The sequence below is a fragment of the Arthrobacter sp. HY1533 genome, from assembly GCF_027568515.1.
In the GTDB taxonomy this organism is placed as follows: Bacteria; Actinomycetota; Actinomycetes; order Actinomycetales; family Micrococcaceae; genus Specibacter.
The window spans coordinates 22,148-48,548 of sequence record NZ_JANKZF010000011.1 but is presented as its reverse complement, the minus strand read 5'-3'; the positions used below and the strand labels follow the sequence as shown (position 1 = coordinate 48,548).

General features: G+C 68.0%; 25 protein-coding genes. 7 read left to right on the top strand and 18 right to left on the bottom strand.

The genetic code is table 11. The features are described 5' to 3' along the window. Positions 1-47 precede the first annotated feature (47 nt). The 4 genes from PCK14_RS10345 to PCK14_RS10330 are packed head-to-tail and all read right to left on the bottom strand — an operon-like array spanning position 48 to position 4,368. Complete coding sequence (locus PCK14_RS10345) at positions 48-773, bottom strand: MBL fold metallo-hydrolase (RefSeq protein WP_269938411.1); 726 nt, start codon at positions 771-773, stop codon at positions 48-50. A gap of 9 nt (positions 774-782) precedes the next feature. Continuing rightward, on the bottom strand, positions 783-2,129 hold the full coding sequence (locus tag PCK14_RS10340; RefSeq protein ID WP_269938410.1) for a dihydrolipoamide acetyltransferase family protein: 1,347 nt from the start codon (positions 2,127-2,129) through the stop codon (positions 783-785). Further along, a complete protein-coding gene (locus PCK14_RS10335) occupies positions 2,126-3,196 on the bottom strand; it encodes an alpha-ketoacid dehydrogenase subunit beta (RefSeq protein ID WP_269938409.1) in 1,071 nt (356 codons plus the stop codon). Before PCK14_RS10335 ends, PCK14_RS10340 begins: the two co-directional genes overlap by 4 nt. Further along, positions 3,193-4,368 (bottom strand): thiamine pyrophosphate-dependent enzyme, encoded by a 1,176-nt coding sequence (locus PCK14_RS10330; RefSeq protein ID WP_269938408.1) that lies wholly within the window; start codon positions 4,366-4,368, stop codon positions 3,193-3,195. The genes PCK14_RS10335 and PCK14_RS10330 overlap by 4 nt, the downstream gene beginning before the upstream one ends. A gap of 227 nt (positions 4,369-4,595) precedes the next feature. Here PCK14_RS10330 and PCK14_RS10325 point away from each other — a divergent pair, with 227 nt between their 5' ends. Beyond that, complete coding sequence (locus PCK14_RS10325) at positions 4,596-5,048, top strand: Lrp/AsnC family transcriptional regulator (protein ID WP_269938407.1); 453 nt, start codon at positions 4,596-4,598, stop codon at positions 5,046-5,048. Between the two features lie 6 nt (positions 5,049-5,054). Here PCK14_RS10325 and PCK14_RS10320 read toward each other — a convergent pair whose 3' ends face one another. Genes PCK14_RS10320 through PCK14_RS10310 form a run of 3 tightly spaced genes read right to left on the bottom strand, consistent with a single transcriptional unit; the run spans position 5,055 to position 8,169 of the window. After that, complete coding sequence (locus PCK14_RS10320; protein WP_269938406.1) at positions 5,055-5,990, bottom strand: diacylglycerol/lipid kinase family protein; 936 nt, start codon at positions 5,988-5,990, stop codon at positions 5,055-5,057. Beyond that, positions 5,987-7,567: a glycerol-3-phosphate dehydrogenase/oxidase gene (locus PCK14_RS10315; RefSeq protein WP_269938405.1), complete on the bottom strand. Its 1,581-nt coding sequence runs from the start codon at positions 7,565-7,567 to the stop codon at positions 5,987-5,989. The genes PCK14_RS10320 and PCK14_RS10315 overlap by 4 nt, the downstream gene beginning before the upstream one ends. Next, positions 7,564-8,169, bottom strand: coding sequence for a TetR/AcrR family transcriptional regulator (locus PCK14_RS10310; protein WP_269938404.1), 606 nt, complete (start codon positions 8,167-8,169; stop codon positions 7,564-7,566). Before PCK14_RS10310 ends, PCK14_RS10315 begins: the two co-directional genes overlap by 4 nt. 17 nt (positions 8,170-8,186) lie before the next feature. Here PCK14_RS10310 and PCK14_RS10305 point away from each other — a divergent pair, with 17 nt between their 5' ends. Then, a complete protein-coding gene (locus tag PCK14_RS10305) occupies positions 8,187-9,863 on the top strand; it encodes an FAD-binding oxidoreductase (RefSeq protein ID WP_269938403.1) in 1,677 nt (558 codons plus the stop codon). Next, a complete protein-coding gene (locus PCK14_RS10300) occupies positions 9,860-10,693 on the top strand; it encodes an SDR family oxidoreductase (RefSeq protein ID WP_269938402.1) in 834 nt (277 codons plus the stop codon). Before PCK14_RS10305 ends, PCK14_RS10300 begins: the two co-directional genes overlap by 4 nt. Positions 10,694-10,696: 3 nt before the next feature. On the opposite strand, the gene PCK14_RS10295 is transcribed toward PCK14_RS10300, so the two are convergent. From PCK14_RS10295 to paaA, 6 genes are all read right to left on the bottom strand, one after another. After that, positions 10,697-11,479 carry an enoyl-CoA hydratase/isomerase family protein gene (locus PCK14_RS10295; RefSeq protein WP_269938401.1) on the bottom strand — a complete coding sequence of 261 codons (783 nt, stop codon included), beginning with the start codon at positions 11,477-11,479 and terminating at the stop codon, positions 10,697-10,699. Between the two features lie 180 nt (positions 11,480-11,659). After that, positions 11,660-12,850, bottom strand: a complete 1,191-nt coding sequence (gene paaE, locus PCK14_RS10290) for a 1,2-phenylacetyl-CoA epoxidase subunit PaaE (protein WP_269938400.1) — start codon at positions 12,848-12,850, stop codon at positions 11,660-11,662. Then, positions 12,850-13,395 carry a 1,2-phenylacetyl-CoA epoxidase subunit PaaD gene (paaD, locus tag PCK14_RS10285; protein WP_269938399.1) on the bottom strand — a complete coding sequence of 182 codons (546 nt, stop codon included), beginning with the start codon at positions 13,393-13,395 and terminating at the stop codon, positions 12,850-12,852. Before paaD ends, paaE begins: the two co-directional genes overlap by 1 nt. Beyond that, entirely contained in the window at positions 13,392-14,240 is an 849-nt protein-coding gene (gene paaC / locus PCK14_RS10280) for a 1,2-phenylacetyl-CoA epoxidase subunit PaaC (protein WP_269938398.1), read from the bottom strand. Before paaC ends, paaD begins: the two co-directional genes overlap by 4 nt. Next, entirely contained in the window at positions 14,237-14,569 is a 333-nt protein-coding gene (gene paaB, locus PCK14_RS10275) for a 1,2-phenylacetyl-CoA epoxidase subunit PaaB (protein WP_269938397.1), read from the bottom strand. Before paaB ends, paaC begins: the two co-directional genes overlap by 4 nt. A gap of 2 nt (positions 14,570-14,571) precedes the next feature. Continuing rightward, entirely contained in the window at positions 14,572-15,543 is a 972-nt protein-coding gene (gene paaA, locus PCK14_RS10270) for a 1,2-phenylacetyl-CoA epoxidase subunit PaaA (RefSeq protein WP_269938396.1), read from the bottom strand. 173 nt (positions 15,544-15,716) lie between these two features. Between paaA and paaI the strand changes: the two genes are divergently transcribed. Genes paaI through PCK14_RS10255 form a run of 3 tightly spaced genes read left to right on the top strand, consistent with a single transcriptional unit; the run spans position 15,717 to position 18,123 of the window. Continuing rightward, positions 15,717-16,172 carry a hydroxyphenylacetyl-CoA thioesterase PaaI gene (gene paaI, locus PCK14_RS10265; protein WP_269938395.1) on the top strand — a complete coding sequence of 152 codons (456 nt, stop codon included), beginning with the start codon at positions 15,717-15,719 and terminating at the stop codon, positions 16,170-16,172. Then, entirely contained in the window at positions 16,165-17,481 is a 1,317-nt protein-coding gene (gene paaK / locus PCK14_RS10260; protein ID WP_269938394.1) for a phenylacetate--CoA ligase PaaK, read from the top strand. The genes paaI and paaK overlap by 8 nt, the downstream gene beginning before the upstream one ends. 21 nt (positions 17,482-17,502) lie before the next feature. Continuing rightward, entirely contained in the window at positions 17,503-18,123 is a 621-nt protein-coding gene (locus PCK14_RS10255) for a TetR/AcrR family transcriptional regulator (RefSeq protein ID WP_269938393.1), read from the top strand. A 33-nt stretch (positions 18,124-18,156) separates the two neighbouring features. Here the strand turns inward: PCK14_RS10255 and paaZ are convergent, their stop codons facing one another. The 4 genes from paaZ to PCK14_RS10235 are packed head-to-tail and all read right to left on the bottom strand — an operon-like array spanning position 18,157 to position 23,240. After that, positions 18,157-20,286 carry a phenylacetic acid degradation bifunctional protein PaaZ gene (gene paaZ / locus PCK14_RS10250; protein ID WP_269938392.1) on the bottom strand — a complete coding sequence of 710 codons (2,130 nt, stop codon included), beginning with the start codon at positions 20,284-20,286 and terminating at the stop codon, positions 18,157-18,159. A gap of 40 nt (positions 20,287-20,326) precedes the next feature. Next, positions 20,327-21,217: a 3-hydroxyacyl-CoA dehydrogenase family protein gene (locus PCK14_RS10245; RefSeq protein ID WP_269938391.1), complete on the bottom strand. Its 891-nt coding sequence runs from the start codon at positions 21,215-21,217 to the stop codon at positions 20,327-20,329. After that, entirely contained in the window at positions 21,214-22,014 is an 801-nt protein-coding gene (locus PCK14_RS10240; protein ID WP_269938390.1) for an enoyl-CoA hydratase/isomerase family protein, read from the bottom strand. Before PCK14_RS10240 ends, PCK14_RS10245 begins: the two co-directional genes overlap by 4 nt. Further along, positions 22,014-23,240 (bottom strand): thiolase family protein, encoded by a 1,227-nt coding sequence (locus PCK14_RS10235; protein ID WP_269938389.1) that lies wholly within the window; start codon positions 23,238-23,240, stop codon positions 22,014-22,016. The genes PCK14_RS10240 and PCK14_RS10235 overlap by 1 nt, the downstream gene beginning before the upstream one ends. 184 nt (positions 23,241-23,424) lie before the next feature. Between PCK14_RS10235 and PCK14_RS10230 the strand changes: the two genes are divergently transcribed. Continuing rightward, on the top strand, positions 23,425-25,617 hold the full coding sequence (locus tag PCK14_RS10230; RefSeq protein WP_269938388.1) for a S9 family peptidase: 2,193 nt from the start codon (positions 23,425-23,427) through the stop codon (positions 25,615-25,617). Positions 25,618-25,783: 166 nt separating this feature from the next. Here the strand turns inward: PCK14_RS10230 and PCK14_RS10225 are convergent, their stop codons facing one another. Further along, positions 25,784-26,347: a GNAT family N-acetyltransferase gene (locus tag PCK14_RS10225; protein WP_269938387.1), complete on the bottom strand. Its 564-nt coding sequence runs from the start codon at positions 26,345-26,347 to the stop codon at positions 25,784-25,786. Positions 26,348-26,401 lie beyond the last annotated feature (54 nt).

Genomic DNA, 26,401 nt, shown 5'->3' with positions numbered 1-26,401 from the left:
AAAGTGAGGGAGCGTTCCCCGAAACACCCCCAAAAGTGAGGGAGGGTCTAGCTGTGGGCCTGGACAACCGGCGCCAGGGCCGCCGCGAAGGCCGCGTCCACGGGGCGGCCGTGTCCGGGGACCATGACGGGGTACCTGGCAGCCATGGTGCCAAGCCGGCGCAGCACCGCGGCCCATTCCTGCGGGTGTGCGTCCTCGAACTGGGGCTCGGCGCCTTCCTCCAGCACGTCCCCGGCAAACAGCACGCCGGGAGCGCCCACCATGAGGTCGCCGTCCGTGTGCCCGCGGCCCAGCGTGAACAGTTCCACCACTGTGCCGCCCAAGTCCAACACCACTGGCACCTCCTGGACCAGGTGTGTGGGCAGCACAATCTCCGTGCCGGGTCCCCTGCCGGCCGCCATGTCAGGCTCGACGCCGGCCACCTCGGCCCGCTGCGACTCCCCCGTGCGTTCCATGGCCCGGGCAGCGGCGGCGTGCGCCCAGATGGTTGTGGTGCCCGCATCCCGGAACGCCGCGTTGCCGAAGAAGTGGTCCCAGTGGGCGTGCGTGTTCACCACGAGGAGTGGCAGTGCGGTGAGGGCCCGCACGGCGGCCAGGATCTCGGTGGCGTGGCGGGGGCCGCAGCCGGTGTCCACCAGCAGGGCCCGCTCACGCCCCACCACGAGCCCGATGTTCACCAGGGCGCGTGCGGCACTGCTGGCGAGGACAAAGCTGCCTCCACCGAGGTCCTGCCAGGTGCCGTCCGAGGCAGGCCCCGGCTGCTGTTCTGCCATGCCCCCACCCTACAAGTCGGCCAGCACCGCCGCCGGGTTTTCCATGGCGTCGGCCACGAAGCGCAGGAAGCCGGCGGCCACTGCCCCGTCGCAGACCCTGTGGTCAAAGGCCAGGGTCAGCTCCGTCATCTTGCGCACGCACAGTTCCCCGTCCACCACCCACGGCTTGTCCATGATGCGGCCCAGGCCCAGCATGGCCGCCTCCGGGTGGTTGATGATGGCGGCCGAGCCGTCCACGCCCAGCACGCCGTAGTTGTTGATGGTGAACGTGCCGCCGCCCAGCTCGCCCGGCCCGGCATGCCCCTCCAATGCCCTGGCGGTGAGCCCGCGGATGGCCGCGTCGAGTTCCCTGGCACTGCGGCCCTGGGCGTTGCGGAGCACAGGCACCACGAGCCCGCGTTCGGTTTGCGTGGCGAAGCCCAGGTTGATGCCGGCGAACTCCACCACGGAGTCCGTTCCGCCGTCGCCGGCCAGCTGCATGTTCAGCTGCGGGAAGCGGGCCAGCCCGGCCACGACAAACCGCGTGACAAAGGCCAGCAGGCCCGGCGCCGAGCCCTGCGCCTGCATCCCGGCACGCAGCTCCAGCAGCGCCGTGGCGTCCACATCCACCCAGACGGTGGCCTCGGGTATCTCCCGGCGGCTGCGCACCATGGCCTCGGCCGCCGCCTTCCGCAGCCCGGTCAGGGGTGTCCTGGACATCACTGCAAGCCCGGTGCGCTGGTCCACGACGCCGGACGCAGGCGCAGGCGCTTCCGCCGCCTCCCGCCGTGGTTCCGCTTGTTGCGGCGCCACAGGCGGTTCCGCCGGTGCGGCCGGCGCGGCGGGCGGTTCAACGGCGGCGATGGCGGCCTGCACGTCCGCCCGCAGGATCAGCCCGTCAGGGCCCGTGCCGGGGATGCCGGCCAAGGCAATCCCGTGGTCGTGGGCCAGCTTGCGCACCACGGGCGAGACCACAAGGGGCGCCTGCCGTGCCGCGGCCACCACTGGCGGCCGGCTGCGGCCCGGGCCATCCGTGCCGGACGTTCCGTAGCCAATCAGCACGTTGCCGGAGCCTTCGGGACCCGCGGAGTCCTCGGCTACCGGGCTGGGCACCCCGGCGTCGGGCACCCCAGCCTCATCGGCCGCAATCGTGGCCAGCGGCTTGCCCACTTCCAGCGTGCTGCCCTCGGCGCCGTGCAGCGTGGCCACCGTGCCGGCGTAGGGCGAGGGCACCTCCACCACTGACTTTGCCGTTTCCACCTCGGCCAGGGGCTGGTCCACCCGGACGGTGTCCCCCACCTCCACGAGCCAGCGCACAATCTCGGCCTCGACCAGGCCCTCACCCAAATCCGGCAGCAGGAACACCTGTCCGTTCATGATTCCTCCCATTGGAGCCGGTCCACGGCGTCAAGAATTCTGTCCACACCCGGCAGAAAGTGCTTCTCCAGGCGCGGCGGCGGGTAGGGGATGTCGAATCCGGTCACGCGCAGCACGGGGGCGGCCAGTGAATGGAAGCAATGCTCCTGGATCCTGGCCGCGATCTCCGAGGCCATCGAGGCGAAGCCCGGCGCCTCGGCAATGACCACGGCCCGGCCCGTGGACCTGACGGCGGCGTTGACGGTTTCGTCGTCGAACGGGACCAGGGAGCGCACATCCACCACCTGAAGGGAACGCCCCTCGGCCGCGGCAGTCTCCGCGGCGGCGAGCGCCGGGGCCACCGACGGCCCGTAGGCGATGAGCGTTGCATCGGTGCCCTCGCGCAGCACGGCGGCATGCCCAATGCCGGAGGGCACGGTGTCCGCCCGGTCCAGCCTGCCGGCCGCATCGTAGCGGGAGCGCAGCGCATCCAGGTCCACCTCGGCCTTGGAGAAGTACAACTTCTTGGGCTCCATGAACACCACGGGGTCCGGGGAGGCGATGGCGTCGCGCAGCATTGTGTAGGCGTCCGCAACGTTCGACGGCGTCAGCACCACGAGTCCCGGGGTGTGGGCGTAGTGCCCTTCGGAGGAATCGCAGTGGTGCTCCACCCCGCCAATGCCGCCTGCGTACGGGATGCGGATGACCAGCGGCAGGCGGACCCGGCCGCGCGTGCGGTTGCCCATTTTTGCCACGTGGCTGGTGATCTGTTCAAAGGCGGGGTAGGCAAAGGCATCGAACTGCATCTCCACCACAGGGCGCATGCCGTTGATGGCCATGCCGGTGGCCATGCCCACGATCCCGGATTCCGCCAGAGGCGTGTCAAAGCAGCGCTCCTCGCCGAAGCGGGCGGTCAGCCCGTCGGTCACCCGGAACACGCCGCCGAGCTTTCCCACGTCCTCGCCGAAGACCACCACGGAGTTGTCGGCCTCCATGGCATCGGCCATGGCCAGGGTCAGGGCCTTGGCGAACGTCAGGCTTTGCACACCTGAGAGTTCCGGGGCTTCCACGGCTGGGGTTGCCGTCATGGCCGGCCGCCTTCCGTGGAAGCGGCGGCGAGTTCGGCCGCGAGCTGCCTGCCTTGTTCCTGCAACTGGGCCGTGGGTTCGCTGAAGACGAAGCGGAACATGTCCAGCGGGTCCGGCTCGGTGGGGGCGTTCAGGCCGTCCCGCAGTGCCTTGGCCGTCTCCTCCGCGGCCGCAGCGAAACCGGCCGCGTCGGCGGAACCCAGGGTCCCGGCGTCGTGCAGGTATTTTTCCAGCCGCAGCAGGGGGTCCCGCGGCGCCCACTGGGCCACCTCGGCGGCGGAACGGTAGCGGGTGGCGTCGTCGGCGTTGGTGTGCGCCTCCATCCGGTAGGTGTGGGCCTCGATGAGGGCGGGCCCGCCGCCGTTGCGCGCCCTGTCCACGGCACTGCCCAGCACGGCCAGCAGCGCGGCGAGGTCGTTGCCGTCCACGCGCTCACCCGGCATGCCATAGCCAATGGCCTTGTGGGCCAGCGACGGCGCCACGCTCTGGTGAATGAGCGGGACGGAGATGGCGTACTGGTTGTTCTGCACCAGGAAGACGGCCGGGACGTGGAAGACGGCGGCAAAGTTCAGGGCCACGTGGAAGTCGCCCTCACTCGTGGCGCCGTCCCCGCACAGGGCCAGCACCACCGTGTCCTCGCCGCGGAGCTTGGCCGCGTGGGCCACGCCAACGGCGTGCAGCAGCTGGGTGGCCAGCGGTGTGGCGGGCAGGGCGGTGCGGTGCTCAAGGGGGTCGAAGCCGCTGTGCCAGTCGCCTCGCAGCGCCTCGAAGGCCTCCATGGGCGGCACGCCGCGGCCCAGCACGGCCACGGTGTCGCGGTAGGTGGGGAACAGCCAGTCGCTGCCGCGCAGGCACATGGTTGCCGCCACCTGGCAGGCCTCCTGCCCGAACGACGACGGGTACACCGCCATCCGCCCCTGCCGCACCAGGGCGCCGGCCTGCTCGTTGATCCGCCGGCCCATGACCAGCTCCCCGTAGCCCTGCAGCAGCCTCTGGGCGTCTGGCAGTGCGTATGTTTCCTTGTACTTGGTGCCTGTGTGTGCGGTGCCGTCGGAGTTGATAAGCCGGACGGCGTCGGTGGACGGCAGCAGGTACTCGCCCTGCAGGCTGTTGCTTCCCGCCTTCAGGGCGGCATTTCCCGGGTGGTTCAGGAATTCCGGATGGTTCGTCATTGAACTCGCCCTCCTTCAAAGGTGGCGCATCAGCAAAGATGTTCTGTTGGTTTCAGTATGTGATCCATGGCGGAACGTCGCCACAAGTCCGCAAAACTCTGGATCTTTTGATCTGAAACCTCTAGCGTGAAAGACACATGCCCGGCAATGGGCGCATTGCCCGCACAGCTTGTCTCGGCGCCGCGCACCGCGGCGGCCGGGTTCCGCACAGCCGCACAAGGAGTCCCATGGAAGAGCAGGCTGCCGTGCCGCTGGACGAGGTGGACAGGCGCATCATTGCCGAACTGGTCCGGGACGGGCGCATGTCCGTCAGCGCCGTGGCCGCCGAGGTCCACATCTCCCGCGCCCACGCGTATTCACGGATATCCCGTCTCACGGAGTCCGGCGTCCTGACCAAGTTCACGGCGCTCGTGGATCCGGTCAAGGCCGGGCTGAAGTCCAGCGCCTACGTCACCCTGAAGGTCAGCCAGCATTCGTGGCGGGAGCTGCGTGAGGAGCTGCGCGCCATTCCGGAGGTGGCGCACATTGCCCTGGTGGGCGGCGACTTCGACGTCATCCTGCTGGTGCGGGCCGAGGACAACGTGGGCCTGCGCCGGGTCATCTTCGATACGCTGCAGTCCATGCCAGGCGTGCTGGACACCCAGACATTCTTGATCTTTGAGGACCTGGACACCCGCTGAGGCGGCTCAGGAAAGGGCGGCCGACCCCGCAGGGACAAGGACCCGCACGGCCCGGGGGGCGATTTCCATCCGGGCGGGCAGGGCAGCCACCCTTTCCCCGTCGGCATAGAGGTTCAGCGGCTTGCTGGCACTGATGGTGACGGCGCTGCCCCTGGCAAAGCTGATGTTGGCCTGGCCCAGGTGGCCGCCCCTGTAGGAGCGCAGGAACGTGGCCGCCACCCCGAGCACCGTGGCCCGGCCCAGCGACACCACGTCCAGCAATCCGTCGTCGGCCGCGGCCTGCGGGCAGATCCGCAGCCCTCCCCCGTACTGGCCCACATTGCCCACGGCCACAAACCACCCCGGAAAGGTGGTTTCCCGGCCGTCCACGGACACCGTGAAGGTCACGTCCTTCCACTCAAGGAAGGCCTTGATGCCGCCGTACAGGTACACGAACGGGCCCAGGTTCAGGCGCGCATTGTTGCCGTATTCGTTGGCGAGGCCGTCGAAGCCCACGTTGGCCACGCCCAGGTAAGGACGTCCGTTGGCCAGGCCCAGGTCAATTTCGCGCACGGCCAGGCGGTCAATGGACTGGACGGCCTTGACCGGGTCAAGGGCCAGTCCCAGCCGGCGCACAGTGTCGTTGCCTCGTCCACCGGCCAGGGGGAGCACGACGGCGCCCGACTCGCCCGCCCCTGTTGCGGCGGCGCCCAGGAAGCCGTCACCACCCAGGACTGCCACGAGGGTTCCGGCCGGCGCCCGGCGCGCCTGCTCCGTGGCGTCGGCCAGGCTTTCGGTGGTGGACACCTCGAGGCGGTATCCGGCGGAGCGCAATGCCTCGGCCGTCCGTGGCAGCAGCCGCAGCCCGCGGCCGCGGCCGGAGGTCGGATTGACCAGCAGCAGGGCCGCGCCGCCGGATGGGGCCGGGCCGCCGTGCCGTGCTCCCGCGCCGGGGGCCGTCACCGCTGCGCCCCCTTTCCCGGGGCCCACGTTGCTGCGAGCGCCAGGATGGCGCCGGCGGGGCCGCGGGCCTGCCGGGCGTCGGCAGGCACAAAGGCCAGCCGGGTGCGGCGTTCCAGCAGGTCCTCCACGGTGTTGGCCCCCTCCGCGAGCACTGCAAACAGCAGTTCAGCGCCCGTGATGTCCGTTCCTTCAAAGAGGGGTTCGGCCAGGGAGGGGTCCTGGCGCCCGAGTTGCTGGACTGCCGCAGCCTCCGTGCCGTACTTGGCCACGAGGCGGTCCGGCGCCGCAATCCCACCGAGCCCTGCAGCGGTCGCGGCGCCCACGAGCGCCAGGGTCCTGGTGCGGCACGGCGCCTCAACGCCCAGCCGGGCCACGGCTGCATCCACAGCGTCCTGGGCCATGCGCCGGTAGGTGGTCATTTTTCCGCCAACCACCGTGATGGGCGCACCCGGGGTGTCCCGGATGAGGTGCCTGCGGGAAATGTCGGCTGTCCCGTCGGGGCCGTCGCCGTGTGCAGCCTCGACCAGGGGCCGCAGCCCGGCAAAGGAGCCCACCACGTCTTCGCGGGCCAGGGGCACTGACAGGGTGGTGTTGACAATGTCCAGGAGGAAGTCGACGTCGTGCTCCGGGACGCCGGGGCGGTGGCCGTCGGCTGCGTGGTCCTCCTCGTCCGTCAGCCCAATGTAGACGACACCGCCGGGCTGGGGCAGCACAAACACGTACCTGCCAAAGTGGCCAGGCACGGCGACGGTGTGCGCGGCGTGGGGATTGCCCATCCGACTGGCCCGCACCACGAGGTGTGTGCCGCGGCTGGGGGTGACCCTCAACTGGGGGTCGAAGTCGGCGGCCCACACGCCCGTTGCGTTGACCACGGTCCGGGCCCTGATGTGCACGGGCTCCCCGGTCCGCCGGTCCACGGCTTCCACTGATTCGGCCGTCAGGGCCGTGGCCTGAACGTCGCGCAGGATGTGTGCGCCGTGGCTGGCGGCGGTGCGGGCCACGCCCAGGACCAACCGCGCGTCGTCCACGGCCTGCCCGTCCCAGTACAGGTAGCCGCGGCGCAGTCCGGAGGCATCCAGCGCGGGGGCGAGTGCCGCCACGGCCTGGCTGGAGAGCAGCTGGGGACGGGGCAGCACCGTGCTGCGAAGCCCGGAGAGCCTGCGCAGTGCGTCGTAGACCACCACGCCGAACCCGGCCACCAGCCCTTCCCAGGCGGGGGCGCTGCGGGCGTCCGGAATGACAAAGCCCAGGGGGTGGACCAGGTGGGGGGCGATCCTGTCCATGAGCCAGCGCCGCTCCACGGCCGATTCCCAGGCCACGGCGAAGTCCATCTTGGCCAGGTAGCGCAGACCGCCGTGGACCAGCTTGGAACTGTAGCCGCTGGTTCCGGACGCCAGGTCGCGGCTCTCCAGCAGGGCCACGCTCAGGCCCCGGCTCGCCGCGTCGAGGGCCACGCCGGCCCCCGTGATTCCGCCGCCCACCACGGCCACGTCCACGGTATGCCCGGCTACATGCTCCAGCGAACGCCGGCGGCTTGCGTCATTGATCCAGCTGCGGTTGGGGGCGTCCGGGGTCATGCGAGCACCGTGGCCTTCGGGCTCGACGGCGTGAGGTAGCGTTCCAGCATCTTGCCCAGTTCCGTGAGCGTGTCATCGAAGGTGCCCATTTTCAGCAGGACCCGCGATGACAAGGCCACGCCCTGTACGGCAAGCAGCAGGGCGGTGGGCGTGCCGTTGCCCGCCTCGATGCTGCCGTCGGCAATCCCGGCGTCAAGCATGGTGTGCAGATCATCCAGGATCAGCTGCTGGCTGGCCCCGAACCTGTCGGTCACATAGGGGATGAGGAACTCCGGGTCGCGTTCGGCGATGGAGGCCAGCAGTTCCGAGGTGGCGAACACCCGCACGCTTTCCACGGCGAAGTGGACCAGCTGCTGGCGGCCCGTGCCGGCCGGGCTGCCTTGGTGCACGCTGGCTGTGTAGGAACGGAACTCCTGGGTCAGGGCTGCCAGGACTGCGTTCTCCACCGATCCCATGCGGCGGTAAAACGTCATGCGGGACATGCCGGCCCGCTCGGCGATGTCGTTGGCCGTGGTGCGCCGGACGCCGTGGAGCACCACGGAGTCCCTGATGGCGGCGAGCAGCGTTTCATCAACCTGCGGGCTGGTACGTTGTGACGTCATGTGTCACACTGTATCTCATGGTGACCCATCTCACAGAAGAAATTTCCCGGTCCGTCTGGCACGGCTGGGGAGACCCGGCGCGGGCCAAGCCGCTGAGCCCCGGCGCCCTGGCCTTCCTGCAGCGCACGCTTCGCCTGGCCAGCGTGGAGGCCGCCCATCCCCCCGTGGCGCTCGCAGACGTCCGTGTTGGCCCGGCATCCCTGGCCGCGGAGGTGCTGGCGGAACTGGGCGCCATCACGGGCACGGAGCATGTCTCCACCGGGGACACCGAACGCATTCTGCATGCCGGCGGCAAGAGCACCCCGGACCTCATGCGCCGCCGCGGCGGGGACGCGCTCGACGCACCCGACGCCGTGGTTTTCCCCGGCAGCAGCGACGAGGTGGGCCAGATCCTGGCCCTGTGCGTCCGCCACAACCTGGCCGTGGTGGCCTTTGGCGGCGGAACCTCCGTGGTGGGTGGCGTGGAGCCGCTGCGCGGAACCTTTGACGGGGTGGTCACCCTGGACATGCGGCGCATGGACCGGCTGCTGCTGCTGGACCCGCTGTCCCGCACGGCAACTTTCGAGGCCGGCATCCGAGGCCCCGCAATCGAGGCCGCACTGGCCCCTCACGGACTGACCCTGGGCCATTTTCCACAGAGCCACCAGGAGGCAACGCTGGGCGGCTACGTGGCAACCCGCTCCGCCGGCCAGGCCTCCACCGGCTACGGCCGCTCCGACGATCTGGTGAAGGCGGTCCACCTCGAGACTCCGGCCGGCCCGTTCGACGCCGGCTCCCCTGCCCCGGGCACCGCGGCCGGCCCCAAGCTGTTGGACGTTGTGGTGGGCAGCGAGGGAACACTGGGAGTCATCACGAGCGCCACCGTGAAGGTGACCCCCGCCCCCGCGGACAAGGCCTACGGAGCATGGTCCTTCCCGTCCTTCGAGGCCGGGGCACAGGCCATGCGCAGGCTCAGGCACGACGGCGCACGGGGCGATATGCCGCATGTGTGCCGCTTGAGCGACACGGACGAGACGGCGTCGACCTTCAAGCTGGGCGGCTGGAAAACCGGCGCCCTCCAGCGCTACCTCGGTGTGCGCGGACAGGGCACACCGGCCCTTGCCCTGTTTGTGTGGGAGGGCGACAGCCGGGCCATCCGGGCCCGCAGGCGCCGCAGCGCCCGGATCCTGCGCCGGGCCGGGGGCATCCCGCTGGGTCCGCTGCCCGGAAAATCGTGGGAGCACGGGCGGTTCAGCGGCCCCTACCTGCGCGATGAGCTGTTGACGCGCGGCGTCTACGTGGAGACGCTGGAAACGGCCGCCACGTGGGGCCGCATCGAGGACACGTACCGGAGCGTCCGCCATGCCATCCTCGATGCCCTGGCCGAAAACGGTGCCGGAGCCTACGTCCAGACGCACATCTCACACGTCTACTCCGACGGCGCCTCCCTCTACTTCACGTTCCTGTCGGGGCTGGAGAAGGACGGCCTGGCACAGAACGCCCGGGTCAAGGACGCCGCCTCGCGGGCCATTGTTGCCGCGGGCGCCACCATCACCCACCACCACGCTGTTGGCACCGACCACGCACCGTACCTGGGCGCCGAAATTGGGGACTTGGGCACCAAGGTCCTGGCCGGCATCAAGCACACACTGGACCCGGCCGGCATCATGAACCCGGGCAAGCTCATCCCCTCCAACACCAAGGAACACTCATGACCGGCACCATAGAATCCCTTGCCAACGCCACCGTCCTGATCACGGGTGCCGCCATGGGAATGGGCAAGATGTACGCCCAGCTGGCCGTGCGCGACCACGCCGCGCACGTCATCCTCTGGGACGTGAATGCCCAGGCGCTTGAGGAGGCCGCCGCCGAACTGCGCGGCCGGGGCTCGGAAATCCACAGCCAGGTGGTGGACGTCAGCAGCCTCGAGGCCATCGAGGAAGCGGCGCAGTGGGTGCGCAGCGAGGTGGGCACCCCGGACATCCTGATCAACAACGCCGGGATTGTGCGCGGCAAGTACTTCTGGGAGCACGACCAGCGCACCGACATTGCCGCCACCATGGCCATCAACACCCTGGCCCTGATGCACATCACGCGCGAGTTCCTGCCCGCCATGATCAGCGGCGGCCGCACCAGCCGGATCGTGAACGTGGCCTCGGCCGCGGGGCTGCTGTCCAACCCGCGCATGAGCATCTACTCCTCCTCCAAGTGGGCCGTGGTGGGCTGGAGCGATTCCCTGCGCCTTGAACTGGAGCAGGCCGGCCACCGCCACATCAAGGTCACCACTTTCTGCCCGTCGTACATCAAGACCGGCATGTTTGAGGGCGCCCGCGGTCCGCTGCTGACCCCGCTCCTGGAGCCCGAGGCGGTAACCGAGCGGGTATGGCGGGCAATGAAGGAGGGCACACCCATGCTCCTGATGCCCTGGACCGTGCAGCTGAGCAAGGCGCTGCGCGGCATCCTGCCCCTCCCGGTCTGGGATGTGGTGGCCGGGCGCGTGTTCGGCGTCTACAAGTCCATGGAAAACTTCACGGGCCGGAAATAGGGGCTACTTGCCGGTGAATCCGGGCTTCCGCTTGGCCGTGAAGGCAGCAAAGCCCTCGGCGTAGTCGGCCGTTGCGGACAGCGCCACCTGCGCCTCATTTTCAAGCACGACGGCGTCCCACAGTCCCAGCCTTTCCCTGCGGATCGCAGCCACGAGCGTCTTGCTGGCGATGAAGGCCTGGGTGGGGCCGGCTGCGGCCTTGGCTGCCGCGGCGCGGGTGAAGTCCAGGAGTTCCTCCGCGGGCAGGGCGCGACTGAACAGCCCGGCGGCCACGGCGTCGGCGCCACTGATCAGCTCCGAGCTGTAAATAAGGTCCAGGGTGCGGTGGGCGCCGAGGGTTTCGGTGAAAAGCCAGTGCCCGCCGGAGTCCAGGGTGGCGCCGAGGTTGCCGAACGGCGAGCCAAACTTGGCGTTTTCCGCAACATAGACCACGTCCGTGGCGATGAGCAGGCCCAGCCCCACGCCGAGGCAGGCGCCCTGGGCTGCGGCAAAGGTGGGAGCCGGGAAGGCCGCCATTTTCTGCAGCAGCGGCGTCAGCAATTCCTCGAGGTAGCCGCGGGCGTCGTCATTGGCCCCGTCCACCCCGGCAATGTCGCGGCCGGCACAAAACGCCCGCCCCTCACCGCGGATGAGCAGCGCCCGGACAGTGCCCGCGGAGACGGCAGCACCGGCCTCGTCGTAGACGGCGGAGAGCTCCGCGAGCCCGGCTTCATCCAGCACGTTGAGCTTGTGCGGTGCATAGAGCACAATCTCGGCCACGCCGTCACCTACGGAAAACTCAATCATTGTGACTCCTCAGGGGTGAGACGCAGGCAAGGCGGCGGAGCCGGCATTTTTTGTAGGCGACGTAAAGGAGACGCCAAAGGCCGCCCGCGGCCGACGCGTCGGATAGTCGCCGGAAAAATGCCGGGCCGCCGCCGGGTCTCGACAAGCTCGACCACCGAGACCAGCGAGACCACCGATGCGCTATCCGTCGTAGTCAACGGTGACCTCGGGCGTGGTGGGGTGGGATTGGCAGGTGAGGACGTAGCCGGCGTCGAGCTCTTCGGGCTCGAGTGCGTAGTTTTCCTCCATGGTGACGCTTCCCGAAATCAACCTGGCGCGGCAGGTGCCGCAGACGCCGCCTGCGCAGGCGAAGGGGACGTCGGGGCGCACGCGCAGGGCGGCGTTGAGGATGGATTCGCGGGCGTGGGTGGGGCTGAGGATGTCGGCCTTGAGCCCGTCCAGGGTGAAGGTGATCTTGTAGTTCTCCTCCGATTCGTCCACGATGACGCGGCGCCCCGTGTGGCCTTCGGGGCGGTTGGGGGTTCCCGTGGTGAACAGTTCGAAGCGGATGCGGTCCCGGGGGACGCCGCGGGACGCCAGCACGTCGCGGCACAGCTGGACGAGTTCGAAGGGCCCGCACAGGAACCATTCGTCCACGTCGTCGCTGTGGATGGCGGTGCCCAGCAGTGCCTCCAGCTTGTCGGCGTCGAGCCGTCCGCTCATGAGCGGGGCGATGCGTTGTTCCCGGGAAAGCACGTGGTGCAGGGCCAGCCTGGCCGGGTACTTGTCCTTGAGGTCGGCCAGTTCCTCCAGGAACATCACGTCCATTGAGGCCTTGTTGGCGTAGATGACGTCAAAGCGGGTGTCGGCGTTGGCGGCCAGCAGCGTGCGGGCCAGGGCGATGACAGGGGTGATGCCGGAGCCGGCGGCGATGGCCACGAACGTGCCGGCCGCGCGGACCAGGTCTTCGGGGTGGTTCATGCCGGTGAGCACGTTTGACACGGCGCCGTGCTTGGAGATGAAGGCCCCCATGGGACTCATGACATCCATCGTGGCGCCGGCTGCCAGTTCGGCGTTGGCCCAGGTGGAGAATTGGCCGCCAAGGTCGCGTTTGATGGCCACCCGGATCTCGGAGCTGCCGTCGGCGAAAGAGACCGGGGCGGCGCAGATGGAGTAGCTGCGGCGCACCTCGCGCAGCACACCGGAATCGTCCGGCATCTGCAGGCGCAAAGCTACGTACTGCCCGGGCAGGTAGTCGTAGTGGCCGGCTAGTTCCGCGGGAACGGCGAAGGTGACCTCGATGGCGTCCTCCGTGAGCCGGTGGACCTGCGAAACGGCCAGTTGGTGGAAGGCGGCGCGGCGGCGGGCTGCGGCGTCGGCGGGGACGCTCATCAGAGCACCTTGAAGTAGTCGAAGGGTTCCTTGCAGTCCTGGCAGACGTACAGCGCCTTGCAGGAGGTGGAGCCAAAGCGGGTGATCTCCCTGGTGTTCAGGGACCGGCATTGCGGGCACTGGACCGCCAGCGCCAGCCGCACACGGCCGCTGTGGCCGCCGGCGCCGGAGTGCCCGCTGGGCGCAGCGATCCCGTACTCCTGCAGTTTGGCCCTGCCCGCCTCCGTCATCCAGTCGGTGGTCCAGGCCGGGGCCAGCACTGTTTCAACGCTGATGTGTTGGTGGCCCGCGGCGGCAAATGCGGCGGCGAGGTCGTCCCGGATGGCTTCCATGGCCGGGCAACCCGAGTAGGTGGGGGTGATGGTGACCCGCACGGCAGGCTTGCCGGCTGTGGCACCCGGCCCGCCGGCGTCGTCAACTTCGACGGCGCGCAGGATGCCAAGGTCCGCAATGGTGAGGACCGGGATCTCGGGGTCGCAGACGCTGGCGGCAATGTCCCAGGCCGCTTGCTGCGCTGTCAGGTCCTTCGTGTCCACGGCGCTCACCAGCTGGCTCCGGGAAATTCGCGCGCGAGCACCTGCATCTCGGCCAGCAGGTAGCCCAGGTGCTCGGAATGGCGCCCGAGCCGCCCACCGCCGGTTGCCATGGGCAGCGGAGGGACGTCCAGTTCCGCCTCGGCCAGGACCTCCGCGGTGGACCGGTCAAACTCCGCGCGCAGGCTGGAGGGCAGCACGGCGGCAGCGCCGAGCCGCTCGGTCAGCGCGTCGTCCTGGAACAGTTCACCGCTGAATGGCCACATCAAGTTCAGCCCGTGGATCATGCGCCGCCGGGATTCATCGGTGCCGCCGGCCAGGCGCAGCACCCATTGCGTGCTGTGGTCCAGGTGGTAGTCCACTTCCTTGACGGCCTTGGCGGCGATGGCTGCCAGCATGGGGTCACCTGAGTGGGTCAGCTCCCGGTAGAGAGGGAACTGGTAGTTGGCCGCGATGAACTGCCGGGCAATGGTGGCGGCAAAGTCGCCGTTGGGCTGTTCAAAAAGGTGGGCTGAACGGAATTCCGGTTCGCGGCGGAAGTAGGCAAGATCGTCCTCGCTCTTGCCCCAAGCGCTTCCCGCGTACGTCAGGAAGGAGCGGGCATGCCCCAGCTGGTCAAGGGCGATGTTGCCTAGCGCCACGTCTTCCTCCAGCTCGGGGGCGCGGGAAATCCAGTGGCCCAGGCGCTGCGCCAGGATCAGGGCATCATCGCCCAGGCGCAGCGCATATTCCGCAACGTCCTCGCTTGGCTGCTCGGCTCCCTGCCGGGCGGCGAGCGCTATGTCCTCGGGGCGCAGGGCGTTGCCGGGCGTGATGCGGGTGGCGGAGGCAGATGCGTCGCCTAGGGACTGTGTCACAGGTGTTTCACCCCTTCGCTCTTCGTGTAATACGTGGCGTGCCGGTAGTCCTTGCCCTGCGGCGATTCGAAGAAGGACCCCTTGGAATCGGGGTCGGAGGCGGCAATGGCGTCGGCCGGGACCACCCAGATGGACACGCCCTCGTTGCGCCGGGTGTACAGGTCGCGGGCGTTGCGCAGGGCCATGGATGCATCGGGCGCGTGAAGCGATCCGGCGTGGACGTGGCTCAGGCCGCGGTTGGAGCGCACAAACACCTCCCACAGTGGCCACCGGTGGGCAATTTCTCCGGCAGCCGGCGTCGAACTTTCTGCGGATTCTTGGGCATTCATGGCTAGGCAGCGTCTTTCTGTGCGTGCTTGGCGGCCTGCTTGTCCGCGTAGGCCGCGGCGGCCTCACGGACCCAGGCGCCTTCCTCATGGGCGGAGCGGCGGCGTTCCAGGCGCTGGGCATTGCAGGGGCCACGGCCGACCAAAACTTCCTTGAACTCTTCCCAGTCCAGCGGGCCGTGCTCCCACTTGCCGGTTTCCGCATTGAAGCCGATCTGGTCATCGGGCAATGTCAGGCCCAGCACCTTGACCTGCTCCACCAGCATGCCCACAAAGCGGTTGCGAAGTTCGTCGTTGCTGAAGCGCTTGATGTTCCAGGCCATGGACTGCTTGGAGTTCGGGGAATCGTCGTCCGGCGGCCCGAACATCATCAAGGACGGGGCGTACCAGCGGTTCACCGCGTCCTGGGCCATGGCGCGCTGTTCCGGGGTTCCGTTGGCCAGTTCCAGCAGGATCTCAAATCCCTGTCGCTGGTGGAAGGATTCCTCCTTGCAAACCCGGACCATGGCCCTGCCGTAGGGGCCGTAGGAGGCACGGCACAGGGGAACCTGGTTGCAGATGGCGGCACCGTCCACCATCCAGCCGATGGCGCCCATATCCGCCCAGGTGACGGCGGGGTAGTTGAAGATGGAGGAATAACGGGCCTTGCCGGCAACCAGCGCATCCATCATCTCGTCTCGCGGGGTGCCCAGAGTCTCGGCGGCCGAATACAGATACAAGCCATGGCCAGCCTCGTCCTGCACCTTGGCCATGAGGATCGACTTGCGCTTCAGGCTCGGCGCCCGGGTGATCCAGTTGGCCTCGGGCTGCATGCCGATGATCTCCGAATGCGCGTGCTGGGAGATTTGCCGCACCAGGGAGCGGCGGTAGGCGTCCGGCATCCAGTCACGCGGCTCAATCCGGGAATCCTTGGCGATGATTGCATCAAAGTTCTCCTGCCCTGCAGTGTCCTGCGCGGACTGCGAATCCTGTTCCATGGCCTCTCCCGAAATGCCGCCTGCGGCCCAATTTAATTACCGACCGTTCGTTCAGAATATAGCGCAGCCACGACGCCGTCAATCAATCGGCCCGTCCCAAAGGCGTGGATTGACAGGCCCCGCGAAAGGGTATTACCTAATGAACATTCGGTAAGAAAAGTAAGGGGCACCACATGGGCTCAAGCGGACCGGGCACCGACCATCCGTTGCTTGCAAACGACCATGCCTCCGAGTGGCTCGGCATTGAGGTGCTGCGCGTCGCGGACGGGCACGCTACCATCGCCATGACCCTGCGCCCGGAAATGATGAACGGCTTCGGCATCACGCACGGCGGCATGATCTTTGCCTTTGCCGACTCGGCCTTCGCACTGGCCTGCAACCCCGCCGATGGTGACGGCAGCACTGTCACTGTTGCATCCGGCGTCGACGTCAATTTCCTGGCCCCGAGCCGCGCAGGCCAGCGCATCACCGCCATTGCCAACCGGCGCCAACAGCAGGGACGCAGCGGCCTGTACGACGTCCAAATACTCGCCGACGACGGCGGCGGCACCGTGATCGCCGAATTCCGCGGGCGAAGCCGGACCATCCCCAACAAGCACAGCCCTGAAAGGTCCGCCACCGATGACTGACTCAGCCGCAAGCGACCCGTCAAAGCTGGATGCAGCGGAATTGATGGGCCGGGACGAACTCGAGGCGCTGCAGCTGGACCGGCTGCAGAACACCCTGGCCTACGCCTATGGCCGCGTGCCCCTGTACAAGCGCAAATTCGATGAGGCCGGCGTCCACCCCTCCGATCTGCGGGAGCTGGCCGACCTTGCCAAGTTCCCGTACACCACCAAGGAAGACCTGCGCCAGGAATACCCCTTCGGCATGTTCGCCGTGCCGCAGAGCGAGGTGGTGCGCATCCATGCCAGTTCCGGGACCACGGGCCGGCCCACCGTGGTGGGGTACACGGCCAACGACATCAAGGTGTGGGCTTCGCTGGTGGCCCGCTCCATGCGCGCCTCGGGTGTCCGCCCAGGCATGTTGGTCCACAACGCCTACGGCTACGGCCTGTTCACCGGCGGTCTGGGCGCACACTACGGCGCCGAGGCGCTGGGCACCACAGTCATCCCCATGTCCGGCGGGCAGACGGAAAAGCAGATCCAGCTCATCACCGACTTCGAGCCGGACGCCATCATGTGCACCCCCACATACCTGCTGACCATCATGGACGCCATGCTCCACCGCGGCATTGACCCCCGCAGCACATCGCTCAAAATTGCCGTCTGCGGGGCCGAGCCGTGGACCGAGGAGATGCGCCACGAACTCGAGGCTGGCCTTGACCTGCAGGCCTGCGACATCTACGGCCTGTCCGAGGTCATGGGCCCCGGCGTGGCCGGTGAATGCGTGGAAACCAAGGACGGAAACCACATCTGGGAGGACCATTTCCGCCCGGAAATCATCGACCCCTTTGACCATTCAACCGTGCTGCCCGACGGCGAGGAGGGCGAGCTGGTGTTCACCTCACTGAGCAAGGAAGCGCTGCCCATCATCCGGTACCGCACCAAGGACCTGTCCAGGCTGCTGCCCGGCACGGCACGGCCCTCCATGCGCCGGATGGCCCGGATCACCGGCCGCAGCGACGACATGATCATTCTGCGCGGGGTGAACTTGTTCCCGTCCCAGATCGAGGAAATTGCCCTGCGTATCCCGGCCCTGAGCTCCCACTTCCAGCTGGAGTTGACCCGCACGGGCCGGATGGATGAGATGACCATCCACATCGAGCCGCGGGAAAACACCACGTCGGAGGAACGCACGGCCGCGGCCGCAACCCTGAAGTCCCACGTCAAGGTCCACATCGGCTCCTCGTGCACCGTCGACGTCGTTGCGCCAGGCACCTTGGAGCGGTCCAACGGAAAACTGAGGCGCATCTACGACAACCGCCCCAAGGGCTGACCCCGTGAGAAACTAGGAACCATGCCTGCCAACCCGCCCACCCTCGCAACACCGCCCGCCACCACCAAGCGCGGGCGGCCCGGATACGACCAGCAATCGGTGTTGCGCATTGCCGTGGACGTCTTCAACAGGCACGGCTACGAGGCCACCTCGATGGGCATCCTGGCGGAAACTTTGGGTATCTCCAAGTCGGCCATCTACCATCACGTCCCCTCCAAGGAGGAATTGCTGAGGCTGGCACTCGAGGAGGCATTGGGCGGACTCGAGGAGGTCTTGACGCTCGACGGCGCCACCTCCGGAACTGCCGAGGCCCGCCTTGAGTTCGTGCTCCGTGGCACCGTGGCCGTCCTGGTGCAGCGCCTGCCATTCGTCACGTTGCTGCTGCGGCTGCGGGGCAACACGGAGATGGAGCGCGACGCGTTGGCCCGGCGTCGTGCCTTTGACCGCACCATCACTTCCCTGGTGTCCGCAGCGCAGCAGGACGGCTCGATGCGCAGCGACATTGACCCCGGCACCGTCACCCGGCTCCTGTTCGGCACCATCAACTCAATTGTGGAATGGTACAAGCCCGGCGGCTCCCTGACGGCGAAGAAACTGGCCGACGACGTCATCTCCATGGCTTTCGACGGGCTGCGCAAGTAGGCTGCCGGTGATCGAGCCTGTCGAGATCCAGGGCTACGCGTAGAGCGTGTTCTCCTTTTCCACGAGCGTCAGCACGTCGTAGGTGGCCACAATGTCGCCGACCTGGTTGTGCAGGATGGCATCCCAGCAAACCTCGCCGTATTCGTCGGTGACGCGCGGGGTGATCTTCTTGGCCGTCAGCGTCACGCGGATCGAGTCCCCCGCCGCCACCGGCGTGATGAAGCGCAGCGATTCCAGCCCGTAGTTGGCCAGCACGGGCCCCGGCGCCGGCTCCACAAACAGCCCTGCAGCCCAGGACACCAACAAGTATCCGTGCGCCACGATGCCTGGAAAAAACGGGTTCCTTTCCGCGGCCATGGCATCAGTGTGGGCGTAGAAGGTGTCGCCCGTGGAGTTCGCAAAGGCGGTGATGTCCTCGAGCGTCACCCGGCGCAGGCCGGAGGCGAACGCGTCCCCGATCCGCAGCTCCGCCAGGGACTTCCGGAACGGGTGGACCGCACCGGGCACAGCCCCGAACTCCACAGACCCGGCAGCCACTCTGTCGGCACCGCTGTGCCACACACCAGTGATGGCGGTGAGCATGTTGGGTGAGCCCTGGATGGCGGTGCGCTGCATGTGGTGCAGGACCGAGCGGATGCCGCCCAGTTCCTCGCCCCCGCCGGCCCGGCCCGGCCCTCCGTGCACCAGGTGCGGCACGGGAGAGCCGTGGCCCGTGGACGTGCGGGCGTCCTCACGATTGAGCACCAGGACGCGGCCGTGGTGGGCGGCAATGCCCGCCACCAGTGCCTGGGCCGTCGCCGGATCATTCGTGCAGACGGTCGCCACGAGCGACCCCGCCCCCAGCGCGGCGAGCCTGACCGCCTCGCTGACATCGCCGTCGTGCGTGTCATAGCCAATCACGCTGGACACGGGCCCAAAGGCCTCCAGCGCGTGCACCTCCGGGGCCTCGGCATTGGCCCAACTCAGCAGCACCGGCGTCATGAATGCACCATCGACGACGGCGGCCACCGAGCCGTCCGCGCGGGTCACGGCCGGCGCATCGAGGGTCCCATAGGCCAGCTCACCACCGGCGGCGAGCATGGTTTCCACGGCAGCACGGACGTCCGCCAGCTGCTCCAAGGAGGCGAGTGCCCCCATCGTGACGCCCTCGGCGCGGGGATCACCCACCACCACGCGTTCGCCGATGCGCGCCCCGATGGCGTCGACGACGGCCTGCTTGAGCCCGTTGGGGACGATGGTGCGGCGGATGGACGTGCACTTTTGGCCGGCCTTGACGGTCATTTCGGTGACCACGGACTTGATGAAGGCCTCGAATTCCGGCGTGCCGGGGACGGCGTCGGGGCCAAGGATGGCGGCGTTGAGCGAGTCGGTCTCCGAGGTGAAGCGGACGCCGCCCAACACCACATTGGGGTGGCTCTTGAGCGAATTGGCGGTCGAGGCGGAGCCGGTGAAAGAGACCATGTCACGGTAGTCCAGGACGTCCAACAGGGTGCGGGCGGAGCCGGAGATGAGTTGCAATGAGCCCGCCGGCAGGATTCCCGATTCGACCATGGCGCGCGCGGCGGCCTCGGCCAGGTAGCCGCTGGGCGTGGCCGGCTTGACGAGGGTGGGCACCCCGGCCAGGAACGCGGGGGCGAACTTTTCCAGCATGCCCCAGACAGGGAAGTTGAAGGCGTTGATCTGGGCCGCGACGCCGGGGATCCGGGTGTAAATGTGCTCGCCGATGAACGAGCCGTCCTTCGAAAGCACCTCCACGGGACCGTCGACAATCACGTTCGAGTTGGGCAGTTCCCGCCGGCCCTTGGAGGAAAACGTGAACAGCACGCCGATGCCGCCGTCAATGTCCACCATGGAGTCAATTTTTGTGGCGCCGGTCCGGGCCGAGATTGCGTAGAGCTCCTCCCGACGGCCGTTGAGGTATGCGGCCAATTCGCGCAGCTTCAGGGCACGTCCGTGGATGGTCAGCTTGCCCAGCTCAGCCTGCCCCACCGTCCGGGCATGTTCGACGGCGGCGCCCAGGTCCAGCCCCTCGGCCGACACCCGGGCCAGCAGCTCACCTGTACTGGCGTCGCGGGCATCTGTGGTTGTGGCGCCGTCGGCCGGGGTCCACCATGCATCCCGGATGTAGCTCGGAACTATTTCAATTGAAGGTGCGGTGGTCATCGTTGACCCGTCCTTTCGGGGTTGGTCTTGGTGCGGGCTGCTAGGCCCAGTGGAAGAATCCTTGGCCGCTCTTTCGGCCCAGCTCGCCGCGGGCCACCTTGTCACGCAGGATCTGCGGAGGCGCAAAGCGATCCCCCAGCGTTTCGGCCAGGTATTCGGCAATGCCCAGGCGCACGTCCAGGCCCACAATGTCGGTGGTCCGCAGGGGGCCGGTGGGGTGCTTGTAGCCCAGCACCATGGCGTTGTCGATGTCCTCCGCGCTGGCCACACCCTCTTCCACCATGCGCATGGCCTCCAGCGCAATGGCCACGCCCAACCGGGAAGAGGCGAATCCCGGTGCGTCTTTGACAACGACGGCTGTTTTGCCCAGCGCCGCCACCCAGCCCCGCGCCGCGTCCCCCAGTTCGGGGACCGTCTGTTGGGCAATAACCACTTCGATCAACGTGGACGCGGGGACCGGGTTGAAGAAGTGCAGGCCAATGAAGTTCTGCGGGCGGCCGAGTTCAGCGGCCAGCCCCGTCATGGACAGCGAGGAGCTGTTCGAGGCCAGTACGGCGCGGTCCGCCAGATGCGCTTCCACCCGCTTCAGCGATGCCACCTTCAAATCCCAAATCTCCGGCACGGCCTCCACCACCAGCTCACAAGGGGCAAAGTGGGAGTAGTCCGTGGACACTTCAAGCCGGGCGGTGTGGCTCTCCACTGAAGCCGCCAGCCCGAGCGCCACAGATTTGGCCACGGCGGATTCCACCCGCCCGCGCGCTGCCGCGGCGGCATCGAGATCACGCTCCACCACGAGCACCTCGCAGCCGGCCAGCAGGAAGGCGTGAGCGATCCCGGCACCCATGCGCCCGCCACCCAGGACACCCACAAAGTGAGGAAGCGTTGGGGAAAAGGCCCCCACAGCTGAGGGAGGGTCGGGGGTGGGGGTCATGGCTGCTTCCTTTCCCGCTTGTCCAAAAAGGCCTGCATGCGCGCAAACTTGGCTGGCGACTCAAACAGTTCGGCCTGTGCCAGGTTGTCCGCCTCGGGGTGGGCCGCGCGGGGTTCGTGGAAGACGCGTTTGGTGGCCTGCACGGCCAGCGGGTCCTGCGCCGCGATCTTGTCGGCGAGCGCGTGGGCCGCTTTGAGTAGGTCGGCGGATTCGACCAGCTCGGTGATGAGCCCAACGCGCAGGCAGCCCTCCCCCGTGAGGATGCGCCCGGCCAGCAGGATCTCCATGGCCATGGGCTCCCCCACCAGTTCCTTGAGGCGCCAGGTGGCCCCGGCCGCGGCCATGATGCCGAGGCTGGTTTCGGGCTGGCCCATGCGCAGGGCGCGGGTGCCGATGCGGAAGTCGGCGGCGTAAGCCAGTTCCGCCCCGCCGCCCAGCGCGTATCCGTCCAGGGCGGCGATGACAGGCATGGGCAGTTTGGCAATCCTGGCGAACAGGCCCGAGTTGATGCCGGCCAGGGCGTCCTCCCTGCGGCGCCCGATCAGCTCGGCAATGTCTGCACCTGAGGCAAAAATGGCCTTTGCCCCGGAATCGCCGCCGGGACTGCCGGAGAGGATCAGCACCTTGGGAGTGGCTTCCAGGTGCGCGCAGACTGCATGCAGCTCCTCCACCATCCGGGCGTCAATGGCGTTGCGCACCTCGGGGCGGTTCAGCTGCACGCCCACCCGGTCGTCCCGCTCGGTGACCAGCAGCGTGGCGAAAGTGGCGGGATTCAGGCGCGTGCCGGCGTCGTCCATCACATGCCCTCCACGAGCAGGGCGGCACCCTGGCCGACGCCAACGCACATGGTGGCCAGACCGATGCCGCCGGGGGCCTCGCGTTCCAGCCGGCCCAGCAGGGTGACGACGATGCGGGCGCCGGAGGAGCCCAGCGGGTGGCCCAGGGCGATGGCACCGCCGCAGTTGTTGACGGTGCCGGGGTCCAGGCCGAGCTCGCGCATGCTGGCCAGCGATTGGGAGGCGAACGCCTCGTTGAGTTCGACGGCGCCGAGCCGGCCCACGTCAATTCCCTGCCTTTGCAGGACCTTGCGGGTGGCGGCGACCGGTCCCATTCCCATGATTTCCGGGGCCAGGCCGGCCGCGGCGCCGTCCAGGATGCGGGCGCGCGGGACCAGCCTGTACTTTTCGACGGCGCGTTCCGAGGCGACGATGATGGCGCAGGAGCCGTCGTTGAGGGAGGAGGCGTTGCCGGCCGTGACCACTGTTCCCCCGGCCACCACGGGGCGCAGTCCGGCCAGGACGTCCAGGGTGGTGCCGGTGCGCGGGCCCTCGTCGGCGTCGACCACGGTGTCGCCGCGCCGTCCCTTGACGGTGACGGGGACAATCTCATCGCGGAAGTGTCCGGCGGCGATGGCGGCAAGTGCGCGTTCGTGGGAGCGGACGGCAAAGGCGTCGCAGTCCTCGCGGCTGACGTTGAAGCGGCGGGCCACCTCCTCGGCAGTTTCCAGCATGGAGTAAGTCATTTTTCCGTCGCGGGACAGCTCTCCGGAGAGGAAGGCCGGGTTGGTGAAACGCCAGCCGATCGAGGTGTCGAAGGTGGCGCCCGGTTTTGCGAAGGCCTGCTCCGGCTTGGCCATGACCCAGGGCGCCCTGGACATGGATTCCACCCCGCCGGCCACCACGATGTCCGCGGCCCCCGCCTTGACCATGTGGCTGGCCGTGGTGATGGCACTCATCCCGGAGGCACACAGGCGGTTCACTGTGATGCCGGGGACGGTGTCGGGGAAGCCGGCCAGCAGCCATGCCATGCGGGCAACGTTGCGGTTTTCCTCGCCGGCACCGTTTGCGTTGCCCAGGATGACCTCGTCGACGTCTGCGGGGTCGATCCCGGTGCGGCTTATGAGTGCCCGGATGCTCAGGGCCGCGAGGTCGTCCGGCCGAACCGATGACAACGCGCCGCCGTAGCGTCCCACGGGTGTGCGAACCCCGCCCACCAGGAATGCCTGTGGTGTGCCTGCTGCCATGGGTGAACCCTCCGGACTCGCGGTGCCGGCGCGGCCAATGCCGTCGGCGGGAACCGTCGAATAAATTACTGACCGTTCGTTCTATAAATATTCCATGCGATCCCGGGTCGGTCAACCATTTCCGCCTCTCCGCTCTGGGCATACTGGTGCGCCGCCGTCGGGCACCGTGGCTACAGTGGATTCCATGACACTTCCTGACGCTTCCGCCCCTCTCTCAACGCCCGTTTCGGCACCGCCCGTTGCCAAGAAGGTCCCTGTGGAGCGCACCCACCACGGCGACACCTTCGTGGACAACTACGAGTGGCTGCGGGAAAAGGAAAACCCCGAGGTGGTGGCCCACCTCAACGCCGAGCAGGCCTACACCGACGCGGTCACGGCGGACCAGGAACAGCTCCGCACCGACATCTTCAACGAGATCAAGAACCGCACCCAGGAGACGGATCTGTCAGTGCCCAGCCGCAAGGACGGCTGGTGGTACTACTCGCGCATGGTGGAGGGCCAGGCCTACGGCATCCAGTGCCGCGTCCGCGCCGAAAGCAACGGCACCCTTGACGACTGGACCCCGCCGCTCGTGGAGCCCGGCGTGCCCGTCCCCGGGGAGGAAATCCTGCTGGACGGCAATGTCGAGGCGGAGGGCCAGCCCTTCTTCTCGATCGGCGGCGCCGCCGTGACCCGCGACGGCAACCTCTACGCCTACGCCGTGGACAACGCGGGCGACGAGCTGTTCACCATCCGCATCAAGGACCTGCGCACCGGCGAACTGCTTCCGGATGTCATTGAGAATGCCTTCTACGGCCTGAGCTTCTCCCCCGACGGCAACACGCTGTTCTACATGCTGGCCGACGACTCCTGGCGCCCCCACCAAGTCAAGACGCACATCCTGGGCACACCTGTTTCCGAAGATGCGATCCTCTACCAGGAGGACGACGTGGCCATGTGGACCGGCTTTGACCTCTCCGCAGACCGCCGCCACCTCATGGTCAGCATTGGCTGCTCCGAGTTCAGCGAAACCCGCCTCCTGGATTTTGCCGCCCCGGAAAAAGGCCTGAACGTCCTGATCCCGCGCAGCGCCGAAATCCTGTACGACGCCGAGCCCTTCCTTTTGGACGGCGTCGAAAAGATCCTGCTCACCCATGACCGGGACGCCGTGAACTCCATGATCTCGCTGGTTGACGCCGCGGAGTTCAGCAAGCCCATCGCCGAACAGCAGTGGGCAACCGTGGTGGCACATGACGATTCCGTGCGCATCAACGGCGCCACGGTCACGGCCACCCACATGGCGGTCTCGCTGCGCAAGGACACCATTGAGCGCATCCAGGTAACCACGCTGGAAGGCTTGGGCACCGCGGAACAGGGTGCCGCCGTCGAACCCGTCTTTGACGAGGAGCTGTACACGGCCTCGATGGGCGGCAGCGAGTTTGAATCGCCCGTGATCCGGCTGGTCTACACCTCGGACTTCACGCCGCCGCGCGTCTACGACTACGTGCTGCCGCTGGGCGACGCCGGCGGCGAACTGCTGTTGCGCAAGGAGACGCCCGTGCTGGGCGGCTACCGCGCGGCCGACTACGTTGCCGAACGCGAGTGGGCCAAGGCCCCCGACGGCACGCTGGTTCCGTTGTCGGTGCTGCGCCGTGCGGACCTGCCGCGCGACGGCTCAAACGCCGGCGTGGTCTACGGCTACGGCTCCTACGAGGTCAGTATGGACCCCGGTTTCGGCGTGCCGAGGCTGTCGCTTTTGGACCGCGGCATGGTGTTTGTCATTGCGCACGTTCGCGGCGGCGGCGAGATGGGCCGCCACTGGTACGAGGACGGCAAGAAGCTGAACAAGAAGAACACGTTCACCGACTTCGTTGCCGCAACTGACTGGCTGGCGGAATCCGGCTGGGTGGACCCGGCGCGCATTGCCGCCATGGGCGGTTCGGCCGGCGGGCTGCTCATGGGCGCCGTGGCGAACCTGGCCCCGGAAAAGTACGCGGCCGTGGTGGCGCAGGTGCCATTTGTGGATGCCCTGACCACCATCCTTGATCCCGAGCTGCCGCTCTCTGCCTTGGAGTGGGAGGAGTGGGGCAACCCCATCACCGACCCCGAGGTTTACAAGTACATGAAGGAGTACACGCCGTACGAGAACGTGCGGGCCGTGGCCTACCCGAAGATCGCCGCCGTCACTAGCTTCAACGACACCCGCGTGCTGTACGTGGAACCGGCCAAGTGGGTGCAGGAACTGCGTGCCGTGTCCACCGGATCGGCGCCGATTGTCATGAAGATTGAGATGGACGGCGGCCACGGCGGCGCGTCCGGACGCTACGAGGGCTGGAAGACCCGCGCCTGGGACTACGCGTTCCTGGCCGACGCCGTCGGGGCCACCGAGCTCCGCTAGCCGCTGGCCCGGTGGTCGAGCCGCGGTGGTCGAGCTTGTCGAGACCCCGGTGGTCGGGCTTGTCGAGACCGGTCTCGACAGGCTCGACCACCGGTGCCAGTTCAGGCGCCAGGGTCTCGACAGGCTCGACCACCGGCGACAAGCTCGACCACCGGGTCACCGGCCCTCAGGAACCGCGGACCGTGGCGTAGACGGCCTCCGAGGTCCATTCGCCCTTGAGGTACATGTTGTCGCGCATGACGCCTTCGTGCGCCATGCCCAGCCGCTCGCAAATGGCCGCCGATGCCGTGTTCCGCGCGTCCAGCCTCGCCTCGACGCGGCGGAAACCCAGCCGGTCCAGGGCCAGTTCCAGCACGGCCCGCGCAGCCTCGGTGGCGTAGCCGTGGCCCTGCGCGGCAGGCGCCATGGTCCAGCCGATCTCACCAAAGCGCTCCGGCACCGGACCCTCGGGCTTGCCGCCGGTGTTCCACTTCAAGGCCATCTCGCCGATCAGCCCGGGTGCGGACTTGAGCTCCACGGCAAAGGTGGCCCAGTCGCCTGGCCCGTTGAACGGCTCCTCCACGTAGCGGCCAATCCGCGCCATGCACTGCGCATAGCTCCGGGCCTCGCCATATAGGTACCGCGCCGTCTCGGGCAGCCGCTGGTAATCGTAGTAGGCGTCGAGGTCGGCGGTGGTGAAGCGCCGCAAAACCAGCCGCTCCGTGGACAGCGGGTAGGGAATCTCAAGCATGACTCGAGCCTACCCCTGCCACCATGGAGTGATGCGGCTCTCACGCTTGCGTAC

Coding starts and splice junctions, on each gene's coding strand:
- PCK14_RS10300 (WP_269938402.1), top strand. CDS start 9,860: ATGACCGGCACCATAGAATCCCTTGCCAACGCCACCGTCCTGATCACG.
- PCK14_RS10295 (WP_269938401.1), bottom strand. CDS start 11,479: ATGATTGAGTTTTCCGTAGGTGACGGCGTGGCCGAGATTGTGCTCTAT.
- PCK14_RS10305 (WP_269938403.1), top strand. CDS start 8,187: ATGGTGACCCATCTCACAGAAGAAATTTCCCGGTCCGTCTGGCACGGC.
- PCK14_RS10315 (WP_269938405.1), bottom strand. CDS start 7,567: ATGACCCCGGACGCCCCCAACCGCAGCTGGATCAATGACGCAAGCCGC.
- paaA (WP_269938396.1), bottom strand. CDS start 15,543: ATGGAACAGGATTCGCAGTCCGCGCAGGACACTGCAGGGCAGGAGAAC.
- paaE (WP_269938400.1), bottom strand. CDS start 12,850: ATGAGCGTCCCCGCCGACGCCGCAGCCCGCCGCCGCGCCGCCTTCCAC.
- PCK14_RS10310 (WP_269938404.1), bottom strand. CDS start 8,169: ATGACGTCACAACGTACCAGCCCGCAGGTTGATGAAACGCTGCTCGCC.
- PCK14_RS10240 (WP_269938390.1), bottom strand. CDS start 22,014: ATGGACGACGCCGGCACGCGCCTGAATCCCGCCACTTTCGCCACGCTG.
- PCK14_RS10330 (WP_269938408.1), bottom strand. CDS start 4,368: ATGACGAACCATCCGGAATTCCTGAACCACCCGGGAAATGCCGCCCTG.
- PCK14_RS10235 (WP_269938389.1), bottom strand. CDS start 23,240: ATGGCAGCAGGCACACCACAGGCATTCCTGGTGGGCGGGGTTCGCACA.
- PCK14_RS10230 (WP_269938388.1), top strand. CDS start 23,425: ATGACACTTCCTGACGCTTCCGCCCCTCTCTCAACGCCCGTTTCGGCA.
- paaI (WP_269938395.1), top strand. CDS start 15,717: ATGGGCTCAAGCGGACCGGGCACCGACCATCCGTTGCTTGCAAACGAC.
- paaB (WP_269938397.1), bottom strand. CDS start 14,569: ATGAATGCCCAAGAATCCGCAGAAAGTTCGACGCCGGCTGCCGGAGAA.
- PCK14_RS10225 (WP_269938387.1), bottom strand. CDS start 26,347: ATGCTTGAGATTCCCTACCCGCTGTCCACGGAGCGGCTGGTTTTGCGG.
- PCK14_RS10245 (WP_269938391.1), bottom strand. CDS start 21,217: ATGACCCCCACCCCCGACCCTCCCTCAGCTGTGGGGGCCTTTTCCCCA.
- PCK14_RS10335 (WP_269938409.1), bottom strand. CDS start 3,196: ATGACGGCAACCCCAGCCGTGGAAGCCCCGGAACTCTCAGGTGTGCAA.
- PCK14_RS10345 (WP_269938411.1), bottom strand. CDS start 773: ATGGCAGAACAGCAGCCGGGGCCTGCCTCGGACGGCACCTGGCAGGAC.
- paaZ (WP_269938392.1), bottom strand. CDS start 20,286: ATGACCACCGCACCTTCAATTGAAATAGTTCCGAGCTACATCCGGGAT.
- PCK14_RS10340 (WP_269938410.1), bottom strand. CDS start 2,129: ATGAACGGACAGGTGTTCCTGCTGCCGGATTTGGGTGAGGGCCTGGTC.
- PCK14_RS10255 (WP_269938393.1), top strand. CDS start 17,503: ATGCCTGCCAACCCGCCCACCCTCGCAACACCGCCCGCCACCACCAAG.
- paaK (WP_269938394.1), top strand. CDS start 16,165: ATGACTGACTCAGCCGCAAGCGACCCGTCAAAGCTGGATGCAGCGGAA.
- PCK14_RS10325 (WP_269938407.1), top strand. CDS start 4,596: ATGGAAGAGCAGGCTGCCGTGCCGCTGGACGAGGTGGACAGGCGCATC.